A 15,837-nucleotide genomic window follows, 5' to 3' on the forward strand; every position below is an offset into this window, starting at 1 on the left:
CCGACGAGCAATGCCTGACGAAGCCCTGTTCGATGCCGAGGTCATCCACACCCTTGCAGGGAACCTGGGCAACAAGGCCTTGGCGTACCGCTTCCTGAGTGATTACCTGGATCTGCTGCCAAGGCGGAAAAGCCGCATCATCGACGCCCTCGGCGACCAGGACCCGGAGGCGGCGATGGATGCCATCCTCAGTCTGAAAATAACCTCAGCCATGGTCGGTGCCCACGACACCGAGGACCGCTGCCGCATTCTGCAGTCGTTGGTCATCCGGGGAAATCTCACAACCGCGGCATTGGAAGCCGCTGCCCTGGGCAGCACCATCGAAGCTTTGGCCGCCCATGCGCAGCGAATCCTAAGTCCCACGACCTGCTGAGACCGGTGGTAACTAACAGTTCGCTTCACTCCGGGGCGATCCCAAGCCATTGTTGCTCGGCGTCTCCGGAGCAGCGTGTCGATGTGGACGTGGCGACCCTGTGGATCTGAAGGGCCTGGGTTGGACCTGCAGTGTCGGTTCTACCCGGGGCCGGCTGCCGTTATTCGGCGAGCTTTGCCACCGATTGGGCCCAAATGAAGAACTTGTTGGTGCCAAGGTCTTTCACCGTTTTGATGTTCAGCGCTTCTTTCAGCTTCTGGGCATCGCCCTCGGAGAGACCCTTCAACGCCTCGACGGGCGCCTTGGCCAGCTCGTCGATTCCTTTGTTCAGGTATTCCTTGTCGAACTTCGCATTGATTCCAGCCACAGCTTCTCCTGATGCTCGGTAGGTCCTGAAAGTGCCGGCGCGGCACAGGCCACATCCAAGCACGGGCACATGCCTCGGCAACACCCCGGCGATGCCCCCCGACAAAGTTTGGGCCCAAGGGGGTAAGGGCCGGAAGCGGTTTGAGTGCTCTCGCCGCCTCATGAATGCCTCGTGCTGCCGGCCATCGTCCCATTTGTAAGGTCCTGCCCCGACGGCGGGAACTTGTTCTCCACGCTAGGACCTGTCCCGCATTGGCCACCCACATTGGCCGCAAGGTTCGCTCAAGACTCCAGTAGGAGTCTCCTCTACGCATGCCTGTTCAGCGACGGACGCATTGCCAGAGATAGGCTGATTCCATGACGTTGGGGGACGCGGCGGAGCCGCTTGTGCACATTCAAAACTTCCGCATGGACTTCGGGGACACCACGGTCATCAAGGACCTGTCGTTCGATGTCCAGGCGGGGGAGACCTTCGGTTTTCTGGGTAGTAACGGGTCGGGGAAGACGACGACTCTGCGGGCGCTGCTGGGCATCTACAAGCCCACGGCCGGGACCCTGCACATCGGCGGGAAAATTTTCGAGCCGAGTGATGGTGCGCGGCTCGGTTACCTGCCGGAGGAGCGCGGCCTGTACAAGAAGGAACCGGTCCTGGACGTGATGGTCTACTTCGGCCGACTCAAGGGCCTGTCCAAGGCCGCCGCCCGCACATGGTCCGAGACCTACCTCGAGCGGGTCGGCATTCCGGAAAAGGCCAAGACCCGCCTGGACAGGCTCTCCGGCGGCCAGCAGCAGAAGATCCAGCTCGGGGGGACGAGCATGAACAACCCGGAGCTGCTGATCCTGGTCGAGCCCCCAAGGGGTTCGACCCGGTGAACCGGCGGCTGCTGATGGACATCATCGAAGAGCACAAACGGGCCGGCGCGACCGTCATCATGGTCACCCACCAGATGGAAGAGGTCGAACGGCTCTGCGACCAGGTGATCCTGCCCAAGGACGGGGTCTACCGCGCCTACGGCACCGTCGAAGAAGTCCAGGAAGAGTTCGGCGGAACCGTCTACCGGGTGACCTACGACGGCGTCCTGCCCGCCTCCGACCTGTACGAAGTCATCACTGCCGGCGAAGGCCGGGCCGAACTGGCACCAGGCCAGGCGGCTTCCGAGGAGAAGGTCCTGCGCGAGCTCGTCGAAGCCGGGGTGGCCTTGCGGTCCTTCACCCCGGCACGGATCTCCCTGGACGAGATTTACGGCGAGCAGCACGAACTGGCGGAGGCAAAGTAATGGCACTGGCACGGCACAACCTCGGAACCGTCATAGGGTTCGAATTCGTCAGGACCATCAAGAAGCGCGGCTTCGCGATCGCGACCCTGGCGATCCCGGTCCTGCTGATCCTGGTGTTCGCCCTCATCTACGCTTCCAACACCAGCACTCACGCCACCGCAGAGGCGCAGAAGAGCGCCCAGTTCGCCTTCACCTACACCGACGCCTCCGGGATCATTCCCGCAGCCGGCGCCGAGGCTGTGGGAGGGACTCTGGCCTCTGATTCGGCGGCGGCGATTGAGGCGGTGAAGAACGGAAAGAGTGAGGCCTACTTCGCCTACCCGGCCGACCCCGCCAAGAACCCGTAAAGGTTTACGGGGCGGACAAGGGCATGTTCGGGAACGGCAAGTACGAGGCGGTGGCGAAGCAGCTGCTGGAGGCCTCGGCGCAATACCAGGTCAAGAACCCGGGCCTGGCCGCTGCCCTGACCGGGACGGTGAAGTTCGATTCGGAGACCTACAAAAATGGGCAGATTGCTGCCGGTGTTGGGGGAGTGGTCCCGCCGATGCTGTTCCAGGTCGTGTTCTACCTGTCGATGATTCTGCCCTCGAACCTGATGTTGAACTCCATGCTGGAGGAGAAGGAGAACAGGGTCACCGAGATGATCCTGACCACCCTGAACCCGACGACCCTAATCACTGGCAAGATCATCTCCCTGTTTGCCGTCGGGCTCGTCCAGATCCTGGTGTTCCTCGCCCCGGTCGGGCTGGCCTACCTGTTCTTCCGTGACTCCCTGGCCCTGCCGGATCTGAACCTGTCCCCCCTGGTCTTCGAACCCGGCCCCATGCTCATCGGCGCCCTGCTGCTCATTGGCGGTTTCACCGTCTTCACCGGGGTACTCGTGGCCATTGGAGCGATCATGCCGACCGCCAAGGAAGCCGGCACCATCTTCGGGCCGCTGATGGCCATGATGTTCATCCCCATTTACACATTCAGCATGGTCATCTCAACCCCGAAGCTCTCATCGTGCAGGTCTTCACCTACTTCCCGCTCACCGCCCCGGTCACCGCCCTGCTCCGCAACGGCTTCGGCACCCTGAGCCCGCTGGAAGCCGGCATTGTCATCGTCGAACTGTTCGTCGTCGGGATCCTCATCCTGCGCCTGGCAGTCCACCTGTTCCAGTAGGGGTCCATCGAGTACGGCCGCAAGCTCTCCATCGCCGGCACGTTCCGCCGCAAAGACCTGGCCACTACATGAGACGGCCGAAAAGGGGTTGGCTTGCCCAGAGGCGTGGGTACACGGCCCCAAGCCCTTACCGGCAGCCATGGGGATCGCGTTCCCTCTATCGGCGGTATGGGTCGTGTGGGGACTACTTTGAAATGTCTACAAACGCCGCTTTCAACAGGAAGAGGTCTTTTTCAGATGCTTCACCCTCCCCGTGGATCAGGGCGTGAAACTCCGACGGCCCGGCCCGGCCTCCGTAGTCTTGGTATTTGCGCCAGAGGTCCACAAAGTTTTCGGGGCGCCTTGCCACGAACTCCCTGGCGATCGCCTGCGCATATTTGGTCCACTCCATGCTCAAGATTACTTCCGGGCATCGCCCAAACCGAGCCAGTTTCCTCCATGAGGATGCTGGTGCAACGGCAGCCATGACTGCGGAAATTGGAGGCACATGAAACTCACCGCCCACATCAAAGACGCCACAGATGGGTGGTTTGATCTTCGGACGCTTGAGCTGCCGGAGTTGCAGGCCACCGCCCACAGGGTTGAGGACATTCCGGAAGCAGTGAGGGAAGCCGCGGCCAAAATAACGGGCAAGCCCGCATCGGAATTCGACGTCGAGGTCAGCTACTAACCTCTATTTCAGGATGTGGGCTGTCCTCCTACCAAAGTGCAGGGAAGGATTGCAGGAATTATGCCGGAGGCAACCTCGAAACCTTTAATGGTCCGGACTCTGATGCCCGCCCGATACCGTGCCTTGCTGGCCGCAGTTGGACTCGCGGCCGTATCGGTTCTGATGACCATGACTCCGTGGCCCGGGCTGGCCGTGGTGATCGCCACGGCCCTTGCTGCTGCCATGATGATGACTGTTCGGATTCGGCTGGAGCAAACGTGTCTATCGATCCGGGTCGCCGCCGTATTCCGAACCACCATCCCCTATAGGGACATATTTGCCGTCTCCGTGGGACCAACCACAGGAATTGTCCAGGGAATGGGTTTGCGCTTACTCCCGGGTGAAGGCACCGGATACCTGGTTGGCGGCCCGTCTATCCGCCTTCGAAGCGGCAACACCACGATCATTGCCTCATGCGCTGCGCCCGAGGAGCTCGTTTCCCTCATCACCGCGCGCATCACGGAGCCAACGAAAGGAGCAACCAGCCCTCGCTAAGGCACCCTAGGGGCGAGCAAGCTGGGCTGTTAGTAGTCCACGGGCCCTGGACGGCGGGCGTCTTGATACCGCCCGTTGACCTCCTGCCTCCGTGTCTTGTAAACCAACAGCTTTTCAAGACACTGACCCGGCGCTCGGTGGGGCCAGCAACGGCCGGGCGAGTGGGCAGAATAGCCCGGTACTCGGCGTCTCGTAAAGGCGTCTCGCAGTAAATCGTCTCGCGGCAGCTACATCGGGGCTTTTAGCGTCAGAGTTGCTTTGTGAGGCTACTGGGTTACACCCGCGTCAGTACTTCCAGCTGCAGCTGAATGAACTGGTCGCGACGGGTCTGCAGTAGCGCGATGTCTTCGCGGTTGTGACTTCGGTAGCAAGGCGGTGGCCGATAAAAGGACTTCTCGAGTACGCCGAGGAAGTCGACATAGTAGTTATGTGCGGGTCGACAAGCTGGCCCGGACACTGATGGATGTCCTGAACACGCCGGCCCCACCGCGGTGGGGGTATCCACGTCCGGTCCGCTAGTCCAGTTCGGGTACCGGTTTGGTACCATGGCCGTCTGGCTATGAATCTTCGTGTTCCTGAAGATCTCGATCGGCGGCTGGAGAAGTTGGCTGCCGAGGAACATACGTCGAAGGTCCGCGCTTCTGTTGCTGGGGGCAGAGTTGGTTCTGAAGCGCCACGCGCGCCGACGCGAAATCAGTGAGGGCCTCGACTTTGTTATGAGTCATGACGCTGATCTGCTGAAGCGCCTTGAGGACGCGTGACAGCGTACCTGGACATTGAGGATGCACTTCAGGTAGTTGATCGGTACGGCTTCCATATCCGCGACGTTGGATTGCTGGCCTCAGCATTGGCCAGGCCGGCTACAACTGTCATGGGCGCGGAAGCCTATCCGGAGCTTGCGGCGGTGAAGGCGGCAGCCTTGTTGGAGTCGGTCGCCCAGTTCCGTCCACTCATTGATGGCAACAAACGGACTGCGTGGACGCTCATGGTGCTGCTGCTGTGGATTAACGGGTACCGGCATGGCTTCACCACGGTTGAAGGCTTCGATCTTGTCTTCGGAGTCGCCGCGGGCACTATCGGTTTGCTGGACTCTGCCGCCGAGGTCTCCAGGCATCTGGTGCCCAGGTAGTCCTCCAGTGCCCCCGAAAGGGGTGTGGACAATGTCCACACTTTTCGTCTCGGACTGCCTTGTAAAGCATTCGAACTGCCCCGGATTCCACATGTTTTCGCGGGATCCCAGTGTTTGCAATGGCTGGAATGTAGTTCGAGTCCCACCTCGGGCACAGTGTTTCCGCAGGTCAGAAGCTTTCTGTCTTTTCTCTGTTGACAAACCTTGACTTTTCCGTGTCGCGCGATCTCTCAGTCGTCGATGCGACGGATCTATAGGCGAGAATGGGCATCTAGGCCTCCGACTCCGGCAGAAGGTCACCGGTCGCAAGGTCGAGATGTACGGCAATACTAAGGACCACTTGACCGAGTTCCTTGCCAGCACTCGCTTCACAGACGCGTACAAGCTCATGCCGAACCTCTATGAGAAGGACGGATACCGCGACTACGTGCTGGTCTCTGGCGGTACCGCCGTGGACTCATATGACGTGATCCTCTTTAAAGACGGCGCCCAGCTCACATACCTGCTCGGCCCGACACCGGATACCGCGTACCGGGATGCGTTCCGCTTTCTGGAAGAGGAGTCGGCGGCCGCCGCGCACTCACGTACGGCCGTGACGCATTTCGGGAGTGGCCGATACTGCGAGGCCGTGCTCTCCGCACGTCTCGCGGTCGAGATGGCCAGCGGCGGGGGTGGTTCAGACGTGAAGCGTCGTCTCGCTGGGGCACACCAGGATGTTTCGGCAGCCGGCCACGCCATATGCGAAGCGCCATGTCGCCGTCCATGAGGGCGGCACAAGAGTCGAACAGCAAGACGCCCTGGAATCGATCCGCGCGATGACGCGCCTCCTTGACTAGCTAGAGCTGAAGAGCGGCCAACCGTGACTGTCGAGGCAGCGGCTCGTGCGCCTCGCAAAGCCACCACAGACAGAGCATAGGCGCTGATTGCCGGTTTGAATTGCGTGGGTACCTTGCCCGAGTTTCCGCTGAGGGATCGGCTTGCGGACAGTCGAGGTTGCTTTAGAGGTCGGCTGTCGTACTCCGAGGACTCATCCGCGTCCTGTGGCCAGTCTGAAGATTTCGGTTTCGACTTGCGCTCTCGTTCGACCGTACGACTCTCCCCAGTTTCCGAGCAGGTCCAAGTATTCGCCGTAGGAAACGGTGCTGTTCTTCTCAAGGGGCACTCCGGCTGGGTCCTCAAGCCACCCGACGATCCGGTCGTCGAAGATCGGGGCGGCTTTGGGATCATCAGGGCCGTCGACGGCTGAAGTGAAGTACAGCCACTTGGTGAAATAGGAGGACCTGAGGTGGAGGATGCGGCCCTCGTTGTTCATTAACCGGAAAGCCTCAAGAGCCCCGTCTGCGCGCACGGACCTGGCTCCTGCTTCCAGCTGGTCTGCGACAGAGGGATCGACCGGTTCCGAGATCGCGTCTGTGCTCTTGGCCTTGGTCTGCGTGAGTATCCAACGTGTCCGCAGAGCACCCATGCCAGCGGTGGTGCCCCAACCCCACACCATCGCCGCGATGAATGCGGGGAGGACCCTGCCGGCTTTCAACTCTGCTGAGACAGCATCAAGGGTTGACTGCCGGCTCACCCTCTCGGGAAGACGTTCGAGGAGCGACAGAACGTCCGGTAGGTCGTGCATTTGGTCGAGCCACGGCTGCTTCGTCCAAAGGAATGGACTCTGCGGCCGGGCTTCGCCGTCGAGGGCTTCCGCCAATACGGCGGGGATGAGCGTTGTCATGGGCCAATTCTCGCCCAGGGCAGGGACATTTTCCCGGCGTGCTGGCATGTCGTTGGCAAAGAAATCGGCGAACCCGTCGCTTTCAGTCCAAGCGGGGCCGGAACTGTCCCGGTGACGGTTCCGAAAACGGAACGGCAAAACCGCGACTTCAGGCTGCGATTTAACCGCTGTCCCGGGTTAACAGGCACAACCCGTGCACCGTGCCGAAAGTTGCACCTGTGACGGGTCATTGCGGCGGGGGTTGTGGAACAACATATGAGACGGCAAGGTTGCGCGGTGGGCTGCTTTTCGCGGTCAGCGGGGGAGCGTCTCACTATGGCTGTCCCGGTTTCAAGGAAGTGGGATACCTCGTACTGGATACTGTGCGTTTCTGGCGATGGCCGGCCGCTAGGGTAAAGCAACCACCAATCTGCGATCGGAGTAAGTTTCAATGTCAGTAGCCCGACGGCACCACACCGTGCCGAACTTTTACCTCAAAGGCTTTGCCACTGAAGCTAACCAGATAGGCGTCGTGCAGTTGCCCGGAACGCGTCGATTCATCCAGGCCACTAGTGACGCGACCATCCAAAAGGATTTCTACGCCATACCCGGTCATGCCGACGGCCCTGACGTATTCGAAAAAGGCCTGTCGGAGCTCGAAGGCGACGCAACCAAGATCTTCAGGAAGATAACAGACGACGGCGTTTGGCCCTTATCCCAAGCTGACAGGGAAGTCTTGGCCACATTCCTGACCGTTCAGTTTCTGCGGGGGCCGGATCAGCGCCGCCACATGGAGCAAACTATTGCCTTGCTGACTCGGCTAGAGGTCGGAGCAGGCGGGAAGGCAGGAGTGAAAGCCTGGGCGAAGAGAGAACACGGCCTGTCGGTATCCCCAGATCAAGCCGAGCAAATTTGGAATGAAGCGACTCAGCCCGGGGGGCCGCCCATCAAACTTGCACCCGTAGGTCACATCCGGCAGATGCTGGAACTGACACCAGAACTAATTAGGTACTTCGCGGCAAGGCCCTGGCAGATTTACCAGTTCTCCCGCCGTAGCCTGTTGACTTGTGATGCCCCTGTCAGTCTCATCCCGAACCAGCACGCGCATGGGGACGAAGGAACAGGTCTCATGAATGCCTGGGCTATAACTGTGCCGCTTTCTAGGAGAACAGGCCTGCTACTGGGAGATCCTGAGGCCCTCTTCGGGAAAGTCAGTGGAGCTGAAGTATCAACTGGCCGTTTCGACCACCGGGGGGAACCCTCAACGGCCGTAGCCCGAATGTTCAACGACGCCACAATCGGGAATGCCCGACAGTGGATTTACCATCATCCGGATGATACAGCGATTGTGCCCGAGAAGTTGCCGGAGCCAAGAGCGATGGAAATACAAACCAGTGGGGCACCAGAGCAATTTTCAGGTGAGCCCTTTTTTGGACGTCCTTCGGAAACCGCGTCCTAATAGCTGCGATCCTCCTGTACGACCCAGCACGCGGCGGGAACCGAGCATCACGTTGATCTCATCGGCGACCCTTCCGATCTCGTGCACCTCGCGCGCGGCCGAAATGACGACGCTGGCGCCGGCACGGGCCAGGCCGAGCGTCATTGCCTGCCCGAGTCCGCGTCCGCCGCCAGTAACGATGGCGACCCTGCCCTCCAACAATGCCGTGTTCATTCTGCCTCCCTGGATGTACTGTCGCGCTCGGGGTGCGGGCTACATCGTACCTCCCGACGGTGATGCCCCTTGGCGCCCCGTGTCCCCAAGGTGAACCACATTGTGAGCGGCAGCGATGCTCCTACAGACTCCGTAGGAGCAGTAAGGGATTACGAGGACTACGTCGCCGACGGGATCCGAAAGGGCTGTCCTAGAATGGCCCGAAGGCTTGATCCGCATTATTGACCGGGAGGTTCATCACCGTGAGTCATGAAAATGTAGCGCCGGCAGCCACCACCGCGGCCCGCACCCTGTTCCGTGCCGCACTCGGCGGTGTGCTCGTCGCCCACGGATCGCAGAAACTCTTCGGATGGTTCGGCGGCGGCGGTATTGAGGAGACCAGCAAGGGGATGGATGCCATGGGCTTCCGCCCTGCGAAGACGAGTGCCATGTTGGCCGGTCTCGGTGAGGCGGGTGCTGGACTGGCGCTTGCTTTGGGCTTCGCCACGCCAGCGGCCGGAGCGGCCGCCGCCACGACCATGGGGGTCGCTGCCAGCGTGCACGCGCCGAACGGCTTCTTCGCCATGGACGGAGGCCTGGAATATCCTGCAGTGCTCGGGCTCGCGGCGACGTCCTTCGCGATCGGGGGACCAGGGCGGGTTTCCCTGGATGCCCTCACCGGTCATGTTTTGGACAGGCCGTGGATGCGCGCAGTCGCCGTTACTGCCATACCGGTGGTTATCGGTATCCAGATCTACCGTCGCCGCCGGGCCCTTGCTGCAGACACAACGCCTGCATCGACCGCCACCGCGGCCGATGACGAATCGCCTTTACAGGCCTGAATCGACCTCGGGCTGCCCCGGACCGCGTCACGACAACCACTATGACGTGGCCGTTGCCTGCAAAATGGCCACTTCCGTTCGCGGAAAATGGAGCTGAACCAAGAGGAAGTGTGGACAATGTCCACACTCTTCGTCTTGGACTGCTTCGTAGAGCTTTCGAACTTTCCCGGACTCTGCATATTTTCGCGGGTTCCCAGTGTTTGCAATGGCGGGAATGTAGTTCGAGTCCCACCTCGGGCACAACAGGTCGCCTCGTCAGGGGCGATTTTGCTTTAACGTGTTGACAAAGCTTGCGGTCGCGTCGCCTGACGGGTTGGGTCGCGGGCTGTAGCCTGGCCGCCGCAGGGGTTATGCAGGTGTGTGGGTGGCGGGTCCAGGATCCTGGCTGGTGGGCCCTCCGCGTGCTGTTTGCTGGGGTTATACGGCTCCTCGCTTCCGGTCTTGTCGGGTAGGCCCCGGGGTGGCCTACACCTATTCATGGGCCGGGGGAGAGACGACGACATGACCGCAGCGCGTTTGATTCGCGGCCTCCGATGCGAGGTTTCGAGGACCCAGAAAGCACCTTGCGTTAATCGCTAGGTCCAGCCAGAGTAGGTGTGGAGACTGTCTACACATACTCTGATTTGATGCTCTGCCCGGCGCCGGCCGGGAGTTCGAGGTCTCGCATTCCCGCTTGCCGTGACTTAGCACAGGGCCGTCAGATGAAAGACTGTTGGACTCGGCGGTGTGCCGCTTTTCTCCCGAGGCAGGTGGGAGGGTCAGCTTGAGATATATCGCTGCTGGGAGTCGGTGTCCAAGGGCCGTAATCCGACTCTAACCTGACGCCGTCGGACCGTCAGACTGACGTCAGGTTGGGGTGTAGTGCACTCGGATTTGCTTCTGGTTGAGCCAAGGTTGGCCTCCCGGAGGCTTGTCCGCTGCGCAGGCACGGCCGGTGGAATGTACCGCATCAATGCCAGCGTCTCCCCAGGACCGTCACAGCGGCGGTGATGGCGATGCCGAGGCCGATCGGAACGCTGAGATGGATCTGCAGCAGGAGTACTCCGATGGCGGCCCCGGCGAACATAGCGAGGACAGCGCCCAGCCGTCGGTTGAGTAACCGGGGCCGTTGCTTGCCCACAAGTGACTCTCCGGCGAGGGAGGTCATGGTGGAAGTAATGACCACTGTGGTCATGTCTCGTACGCCCAAATGCCGCGCAATCAGGGCCTGGGAGCCCATGTGCATGGCGATAAGGGCGGCAACAATGACACGAATGGACTGGTGGCCGACGTCTTCCACGATGAGAGAGATGGCAGCGGTTCCCGTCAACGCGATACAACCCGCTGTGAGAAGGAGCGTGACCCTGCGGTTCCAGCCTTTCGGGCTTGACTGGAGCGTAAATCCGGCGGCTGCAGCGCCGAGGAGAAAGGCGCCGAGTGCTACCAGTGGGCCCAAAGTTGGCAGGTTCGCGGCCCCGGCCAACGCCATCGCAAGAATTACCACGTTGCCGGTCATGTTTCCGGTGAAGACGCGATCAAGTCCAAGGTAACCGACGGCGTCAACCACACCCGTAACGAGCGTGAGGGCCATCATGAGCATCAGTCGGAACTTTTCCGGAGACGGATTTTCTTGCGGAGTAGAGGTGGTTTTGGTACCTGAGCTGGCTACGGCTGATGTCATGGTTTATGGAATCCTTCATCGTGAGGGGTGGTCTCTATGACCATCCCTCGGACATGCTTGTTGGTCATCGTCAATCAGGCCCTCGTCAAGGACGTGGTCGTTGGCCGTCTGTGCGTCCATGCCGCCAAACCACGAAGCGCGAATGGCGGCAGTTATACTTCCGCCGTCGTGAGCCTTCCTGCTTCCTGCCTCGCATTGTTGGCGCGGCGCTCAGCCTCCAAGCTTGGAATGTTCGCTCAGGCGGTGCCATGAACGGTTGTGGTAAACCAGGGCGTCGCCGGGTTCGCCCGCTTGGACGTCACGCATCACCTGAGACTCCAGGGCGTGAACGGCGACGATGGTTGAGGTTCCCACCTCCATGCGGTCGATGACGGCGCAGCGCACCCAGGCGCGCACATCCTCATAGACCGCTTCGCCGGTCGCCAGAGCCGACCAGCGGTGCGTCTGGTCAAAGCGGTCGGCGCCGGGGGTCGCACCGAACTTCGCCAAGTCGACGTCGTGCGCGTCCAGCAGGTGCACGACGACGGTTTCGGCGCGCGACAGCACCGCGGACGCAGAGGACAGTGCCGAGACCGAGAAAATGAGCAGCGGAGGTTCTGCGCTCACTGACACGACCGACGACACCGTCAGCGCCACCGGTCCGTCGCCTGCATCCGCCGTGACGACGGCGACACCTCCCGGGTGGCCACGGAACAGTGCTTTGAATTCGTCGGCCGAGAGGGAGGACGGGAAGCTTTGCTCCGGGCCGCCAAGCCACGTGTCCGTAGGGTAGGCGTGAAACATCGCTATGACGCCGTGGGGGCGGAGCGGGCGAGTTCCTCGCGGATGATGTCCGTCCCTGCACGGAGGGCACTCAGCTTGGCGAGGGCGACATCCCGGGGGAACGGGGCCATGCCGCAGTTGGAGCTGGGGATGAGCTTGTCCGCATCGACGAACTGCAGTGCCTTGCGGAGGGTGTCGGCGACCTCCTCCGGCGTCTCGATGGTCTCGCTGGCGACGTCGATCGCGCCCAGCATGACTTTCTTTCCGCGGAGGAGCTCGATGAGGTCCATGGGCACGTGGGAGTTCTGGGATTCCAGCGAGATGATGTCGATGCTGGAGCTCTGCAGCAGCGGGAACGTTTCCTCGTACTGCCGCCACTGTGAGCCGAGTGTCGCCTTCCAGTCATTATTCGCTTTGATCCCGTAGCCGTAACAGATATGCACGGCGGTCTCCGCCCGTAGTCCCTCTGCCGCTCTCTCAAGAGCAGCCACGCCCCAGTCCTTGACCTCATCGAGGAAGACATTGAACGCGGGCTCGTCGAACTGGATGATGTCCACGCCGGCGGCCTCGAGTTCTTTTGCCTCCTGGTTCAGGATCGTGGCGAACTCCCAGGCCAGCTTCTCGCGGCTCTTATAGTGGTCATCGTAGAGCGTGTCCACCATCGTCATTGGACCGGGGAGAGTCCATTTGATCGGCTTGTCGGTGGTTGCGCGGAGGAATTTTGCGTCGTCGACAAATACCGGCCGCTCGCGGCGCACCGGTCCGACGACGGTCGGTACGCTTGCGTCGTAGCGATCGCGGATGCGCACGGTCTTGCGCTGTTCAAAGTCGACGCCGCTGAGATGCTCGATGAAGGTCGTCACGAAGTGCTGGCGGGTTTGCTCGCCGTCGCTGACGATATCGATGCCGCGCCGGCTCTGCTCGTGGATGGCGATGCGCAGCGCGTCCTGCTTGCCCTCGAGCAGCGCATCTCCCTCCAGCTTCCACGGGGACCACAGAGTCTCCGGCTGCGCGAGCCACGATGGTTTCGGCAGGCTTCCGACAAGGGTGGTGGGCAAGAGTGTGTTCATGATTGACGATTCTCCGTTGGTCAGTTGACGAGAGCGGGGTAGTTGGCGGTCCACTGGTCCAACAGGTCCTTGTGGGGCGTGATGAAGTGCTCCTCCGTGAACTTTGCCTGCGTGAGCGCGAGCTGGCTGCGCTCGACGCGGTCGTACGCGATCTGGGTCCGCGAGTAATCCTGCTCTCCCAGGCTTGGCTGGTAGACGGGGGCGGCGGCCGAGTTCGCGTTGTAGACCTCCGGGCGGTAGATCTTCTGGAATGTCTCCATGGTGCTGATCGTGCCGATGAGCTGCAGGTTGGTGTAGTCGTTGAGCAGGTCGCCGCGGAAATAGAAGGCGAGCGGAGCCACACTGCCGCGCGGCATGAAGTAGCGGACCCGCAGCCCCATTTTCGCGAAGTACGCGTCTGTCAGGGAGTAATCGTCCTGCTGGTACTCGACGCCCAGAACCGGGTGACGGTTCCCGGTTTGCCGGTATGTCTTGCTTGTGGAGACGCTGATGCAGACCACTGGCGGTTGCGGAAAGTGTTCCTGGCCTACCGGGGAATCGAGGAAGTGCTGGAATAGCTTGCCGTGAAGGTCGCCGAAGTCTTCGGGAACGGTGGGCTTGCCGGAGTCACCAGCTGCAGCCGGCAGTACGACGCTGAAGTCGAAGTCACGGACGTAGGAGGAGAAATTGTTCCCCACGATCCCTTGGTGGCGGACCCCGTTCAGCAGGTCGACGATCTGGATGTCGAGAACCTCGAACAGCGGGAACTGCTGATCCGTGCCTTCCGCAGTGAACTCAATCCGCGCGGAGACGATATTGAGCTCAAGCGTGTAGCGGTCCCGGTCCGGGTTGTCCCAGTCTGCGAGATCGTTGAACCGGCGCCGGATCATGGTCAAGGCGTTGCGGAGGTTCTCCTGACGGTGCTCGCCCCGTGCCAGGTTGGCGAAGTTCGTCGTGATCCGGGAACCTTCCGATGGGGTGTAGTCCTCGTCGAAGCGGGTGGTGGTGATGCTGAACGTGAAGTCGTCTGCCATGCGCTGCCAATCCATTGATCGTGGGCCGGAGACGGCCTTCCAGAAGGTGATGCCTCCATCGTGCCGCCTTCCTAGGGGTATCGGGTAACTAGACGCTGCTATGCATTCATATAGACTTTTCCTATGGCTCAGATTTCGAGCGGACTGACCCTGCAGCAGCTCCGCTACTTCATAGAAGTTGCGGCCGAGGGGTCGATCTCCGCGGCTGCCGATCTTCTCTACGTAGCGCAGCCGACCATGTCCGCAGCGATGAAGGACCTTGAGGCGCGGGTGGGCCGTGCGCTCCTGCTTCGCTCCGCGCGGGGGGTTACCCTCACCGCCGATGGGGCTGAGTTCCTCGGCTACGCGAGGCAGGTGGTCGAGCAGTTCGCCCTCCTTGAGCAGCGCTACCTTGGCAGGCCGCCGACACGACGTCTGCTCGGGGTGTCAACGCAGCACTACTCTTTCGCGGTGGACGCCTTCGTCCGGATGGTCAAGGCCAGTGAGGTGGCCGAGTACGAGTTTTCGCTCCGGGAATCCCGCACCTGGGACATCATCGAGGATGTCCGGACACTCCGCAGCGAGATCGGCATCCTTTACCGGAACGATTTCAACCGGAAGGTCATCGACAAGCTGCTCCGGGAGTCCGGGCTCGCGTTCACTCCGCTTTTCCTCGCCGATCCGCACATCTTCATCTCACGCAAGAACCCGCTCGCTTCAAAAGAGCGTGCGACCCTCGCCGATCTCGCCGGCCTGCCGCGGTTGACCTTCGACCAAGGGGCCAACAACTCCTTCTATTTCGCCGAGGAGATACTCTCCACCTTGTCCAGCAAGCAGGAGATTCGGGTCTCTGACCGTGCCACGATCTTCAACCTCATGATCGGGCTCCACGGCTACACGATCTCGACGGGCATCATCAGCGGGCAGCTCGACCCGGAGATCGTCGCCATTCCACTGGATGTTGATGAACGCATAGAAATTGGCTGGATCGGCCACGCCTCGATTCCGCTTACCGACCAAGCTCAGCGCTACCTGAGGGAACTGCGGGCCGTCGTCGCTGAGTTCGGCCTAGCGCTACTCGGCTGACTGCAGTCGAGCGGGCGGGTCTTACCCTCCCGGTGATTGGACGTGTTGTTGCAGCCGAGCGGGTTGCTGGCGTCGAATATGCCCGTCGCCGTCGCCGTCGTGGCATGGCCCGGGCGAACACCAGCGAGGCCACCCGCCTGTTCCCGGCGGTGACGATCCAGTCCGGGGACAGTAGGCCGGGCCTGTGAGGCCGCGGTGCCGTCCTGGGCGCCAGCTGTGGAGGCCATGGAGCGGCAAACTGATAGTGGCGAGGTGCCGACTCTACAGCGGGCCGTTCACTCGACAGGAATTTTAGTTATCACTCCATCCACCTGAGCTTCAAAAAGACTCCGATGGGGAGGCCATCGGTGCATCCGCTGGATTGGTCGCCCTGAGTGATCCAACCGACCTCGGTTTCGACGGTTGAGCCATAGGTGCTGCGCACCGGCGCGCCACGAGTCTTCGGACGGCAGCGAGATCGGTGCGGGGCGCCGGAGTGCCCGGACAGGAATACTGGCCGTATTGCAAGGCCAGTGGACCCGGGGCAACATATACTTCAGCAGCTGAGGCAGCGCGCATG

At 61.4% G+C, this 15,837-nt stretch carries 18 protein-coding genes and 1 pseudogene; 11 read left to right on the forward strand and 8 right to left on the reverse strand.

Features of this window, described 5'->3' with window-relative positions; genetic code table 11:
* The first annotated feature begins 10 nt into the window (after positions 1 to 10).
* Positions 11 to 373: an Hpt domain-containing protein gene (locus ACFVTD_RS15145; protein ID WP_387564459.1), complete on the forward strand. Its 363-nt coding sequence runs from the start codon at positions 11 to 13 to the stop codon at positions 371 to 373.
* 160 nt (positions 374 to 533) lie between these two features.
* Here the strand turns inward: ACFVTD_RS15145 and ACFVTD_RS15150 are convergent, their stop codons facing one another.
* Positions 534 to 740 (reverse strand): hypothetical protein, encoded by a 207-nt coding sequence (locus ACFVTD_RS15150; protein WP_387564461.1) that lies wholly within the window; start codon positions 738 to 740, stop codon positions 534 to 536.
* Positions 741 to 1,096: 356 nt separating this feature from the next.
* On the opposite strand from ACFVTD_RS15150, the pseudogene ACFVTD_RS15155 reads away from it, so the two are divergent.
* The 4 genes and pseudogenes from ACFVTD_RS15155 to ACFVTD_RS15170 all read left to right on the forward strand — a co-directional run bounded on the left by ACFVTD_RS15155 (position 1,097) and on the right by ACFVTD_RS15170 (position 3,180).
* Positions 1,097 to 2,016: pseudogene (locus tag ACFVTD_RS15155) on the forward strand (ABC transporter ATP-binding protein).
* Positions 2,016 to 2,363: a hypothetical protein gene (locus ACFVTD_RS15160; RefSeq protein ID WP_387564463.1), complete on the forward strand. Its 348-nt coding sequence runs from the start codon at positions 2,016 to 2,018 to the stop codon at positions 2,361 to 2,363. The pseudogene ACFVTD_RS15155 and the gene ACFVTD_RS15160 overlap by 1 nt, the downstream one beginning before the upstream one ends.
* Positions 2,364 to 2,386: 23 nt before the next feature.
* Complete coding sequence (locus ACFVTD_RS15165; protein WP_387564465.1) at positions 2,387 to 3,094, forward strand: ABC transporter permease; 708 nt, start codon at positions 2,387 to 2,389, stop codon at positions 3,092 to 3,094.
* Positions 3,022 to 3,180: a hypothetical protein gene (locus tag ACFVTD_RS15170; protein ID WP_387564467.1), complete on the forward strand. Its 159-nt coding sequence runs from the start codon at positions 3,022 to 3,024 to the stop codon at positions 3,178 to 3,180. Before ACFVTD_RS15165 ends, ACFVTD_RS15170 begins: the two co-directional genes overlap by 73 nt.
* A gap of 184 nt (positions 3,181 to 3,364) precedes the next feature.
* Here ACFVTD_RS15170 and ACFVTD_RS15175 read toward each other — a convergent pair whose 3' ends face one another.
* Entirely contained in the window at positions 3,365 to 3,571 is a 207-nt protein-coding gene (locus tag ACFVTD_RS15175; RefSeq protein WP_387564469.1) for a hypothetical protein, read from the reverse strand.
* Positions 3,572 to 3,667: 96 nt separating this feature from the next.
* Here ACFVTD_RS15175 and ACFVTD_RS15180 point away from each other — a divergent pair, with 96 nt between their 5' ends.
* The 3 genes from ACFVTD_RS15180 to ACFVTD_RS15190 all read left to right on the forward strand — a co-directional run bounded on the left by ACFVTD_RS15180 (position 3,668) and on the right by ACFVTD_RS15190 (position 6,279).
* Positions 3,668 to 3,850 (forward strand): hypothetical protein, encoded by a 183-nt coding sequence (locus tag ACFVTD_RS15180; RefSeq protein WP_387564471.1) that lies wholly within the window; start codon positions 3,668 to 3,670, stop codon positions 3,848 to 3,850.
* Positions 3,851 to 5,141: 1,291 nt separating this feature from the next.
* The gene (locus ACFVTD_RS15185; protein WP_387564473.1) at positions 5,142 to 5,513 is read left to right on the forward strand and encodes a type II toxin-antitoxin system death-on-curing family toxin; all 372 of its coding nucleotides are present in this window, start codon (positions 5,142 to 5,144) and stop codon (positions 5,511 to 5,513) included.
* A gap of 340 nt (positions 5,514 to 5,853) precedes the next feature.
* Positions 5,854 to 6,279: a hypothetical protein gene (locus tag ACFVTD_RS15190; RefSeq protein WP_387564475.1), complete on the forward strand. Its 426-nt coding sequence runs from the start codon at positions 5,854 to 5,856 to the stop codon at positions 6,277 to 6,279.
* A 261-nt stretch (positions 6,280 to 6,540) separates the two neighbouring features.
* On the opposite strand, the gene ACFVTD_RS15195 is transcribed toward ACFVTD_RS15190, so the two are convergent.
* Complete coding sequence (locus ACFVTD_RS15195) at positions 6,541 to 7,236, reverse strand: hypothetical protein (RefSeq protein WP_387564477.1); 696 nt, start codon at positions 7,234 to 7,236, stop codon at positions 6,541 to 6,543.
* Between the two features lie 457 nt (positions 7,237 to 7,693).
* On the opposite strand from ACFVTD_RS15195, the gene ACFVTD_RS15200 reads away from it, so the two are divergent.
* The gene (locus tag ACFVTD_RS15200; protein ID WP_387564479.1) at positions 7,694 to 8,674 is read left to right on the forward strand and encodes a DUF4238 domain-containing protein; all 981 of its coding nucleotides are present in this window, start codon (positions 7,694 to 7,696) and stop codon (positions 8,672 to 8,674) included.
* Here ACFVTD_RS15200 and ACFVTD_RS15205 read toward each other — a convergent pair.
* On the reverse strand, positions 8,630 to 8,887 hold the full coding sequence (locus ACFVTD_RS15205; protein WP_387564481.1) for an SDR family NAD(P)-dependent oxidoreductase: 258 nt from the start codon (positions 8,885 to 8,887) through the stop codon (positions 8,630 to 8,632). The two genes, ACFVTD_RS15200 and ACFVTD_RS15205, sit on opposite strands and share 45 nt — an antisense overlap.
* A 242-nt stretch (positions 8,888 to 9,129) precedes the next feature.
* On the opposite strand from ACFVTD_RS15205, the gene ACFVTD_RS15210 reads away from it, so the two are divergent.
* Positions 9,130 to 9,708, forward strand: coding sequence for a DoxX family protein (locus tag ACFVTD_RS15210; RefSeq protein WP_387564483.1), 579 nt, complete (start codon positions 9,130 to 9,132; stop codon positions 9,706 to 9,708).
* 949 nt (positions 9,709 to 10,657) lie between these two features.
* Here ACFVTD_RS15210 and ACFVTD_RS15215 read toward each other — a convergent pair.
* From ACFVTD_RS15215 to ACFVTD_RS15230, 4 genes are all read right to left on the reverse strand, one after another.
* On the reverse strand, positions 10,658 to 11,287 hold the full coding sequence (locus ACFVTD_RS15215; protein WP_387564485.1) for a YoaK family protein: 630 nt from the start codon (positions 11,285 to 11,287) through the stop codon (positions 10,658 to 10,660).
* A gap of 291 nt (positions 11,288 to 11,578) precedes the next feature.
* Complete coding sequence (locus tag ACFVTD_RS15220; protein WP_387564487.1) at positions 11,579 to 12,151, reverse strand: flavin reductase family protein; 573 nt, start codon at positions 12,149 to 12,151, stop codon at positions 11,579 to 11,581.
* A 2-nt stretch (positions 12,152 to 12,153) separates the two neighbouring features.
* Positions 12,154 to 13,200 carry a methionine synthase gene (locus ACFVTD_RS15225; RefSeq protein ID WP_387564489.1) on the reverse strand — a complete coding sequence of 349 codons (1,047 nt, stop codon included), beginning with the start codon at positions 13,198 to 13,200 and terminating at the stop codon, positions 12,154 to 12,156.
* A 20-nt stretch (positions 13,201 to 13,220) separates the two neighbouring features.
* Positions 13,221 to 14,213 carry a DUF1852 domain-containing protein gene (locus ACFVTD_RS15230; RefSeq protein ID WP_387564491.1) on the reverse strand — a complete coding sequence of 331 codons (993 nt, stop codon included), beginning with the start codon at positions 14,211 to 14,213 and terminating at the stop codon, positions 13,221 to 13,223.
* A gap of 123 nt (positions 14,214 to 14,336) precedes the next feature.
* Here ACFVTD_RS15230 and ACFVTD_RS15235 point away from each other — a divergent pair, with 123 nt between their 5' ends.
* Entirely contained in the window at positions 14,337 to 15,278 is a 942-nt protein-coding gene (locus tag ACFVTD_RS15235; protein ID WP_387564493.1) for a LysR family transcriptional regulator, read from the forward strand.
* Positions 15,279 to 15,837 lie beyond the last annotated feature (559 nt).

The organism is Pseudarthrobacter sp. NPDC058119 (genome assembly GCF_042884655.1).
GTDB lineage: Bacteria > Actinomycetota > Actinomycetes > Actinomycetales > Micrococcaceae > Arthrobacter.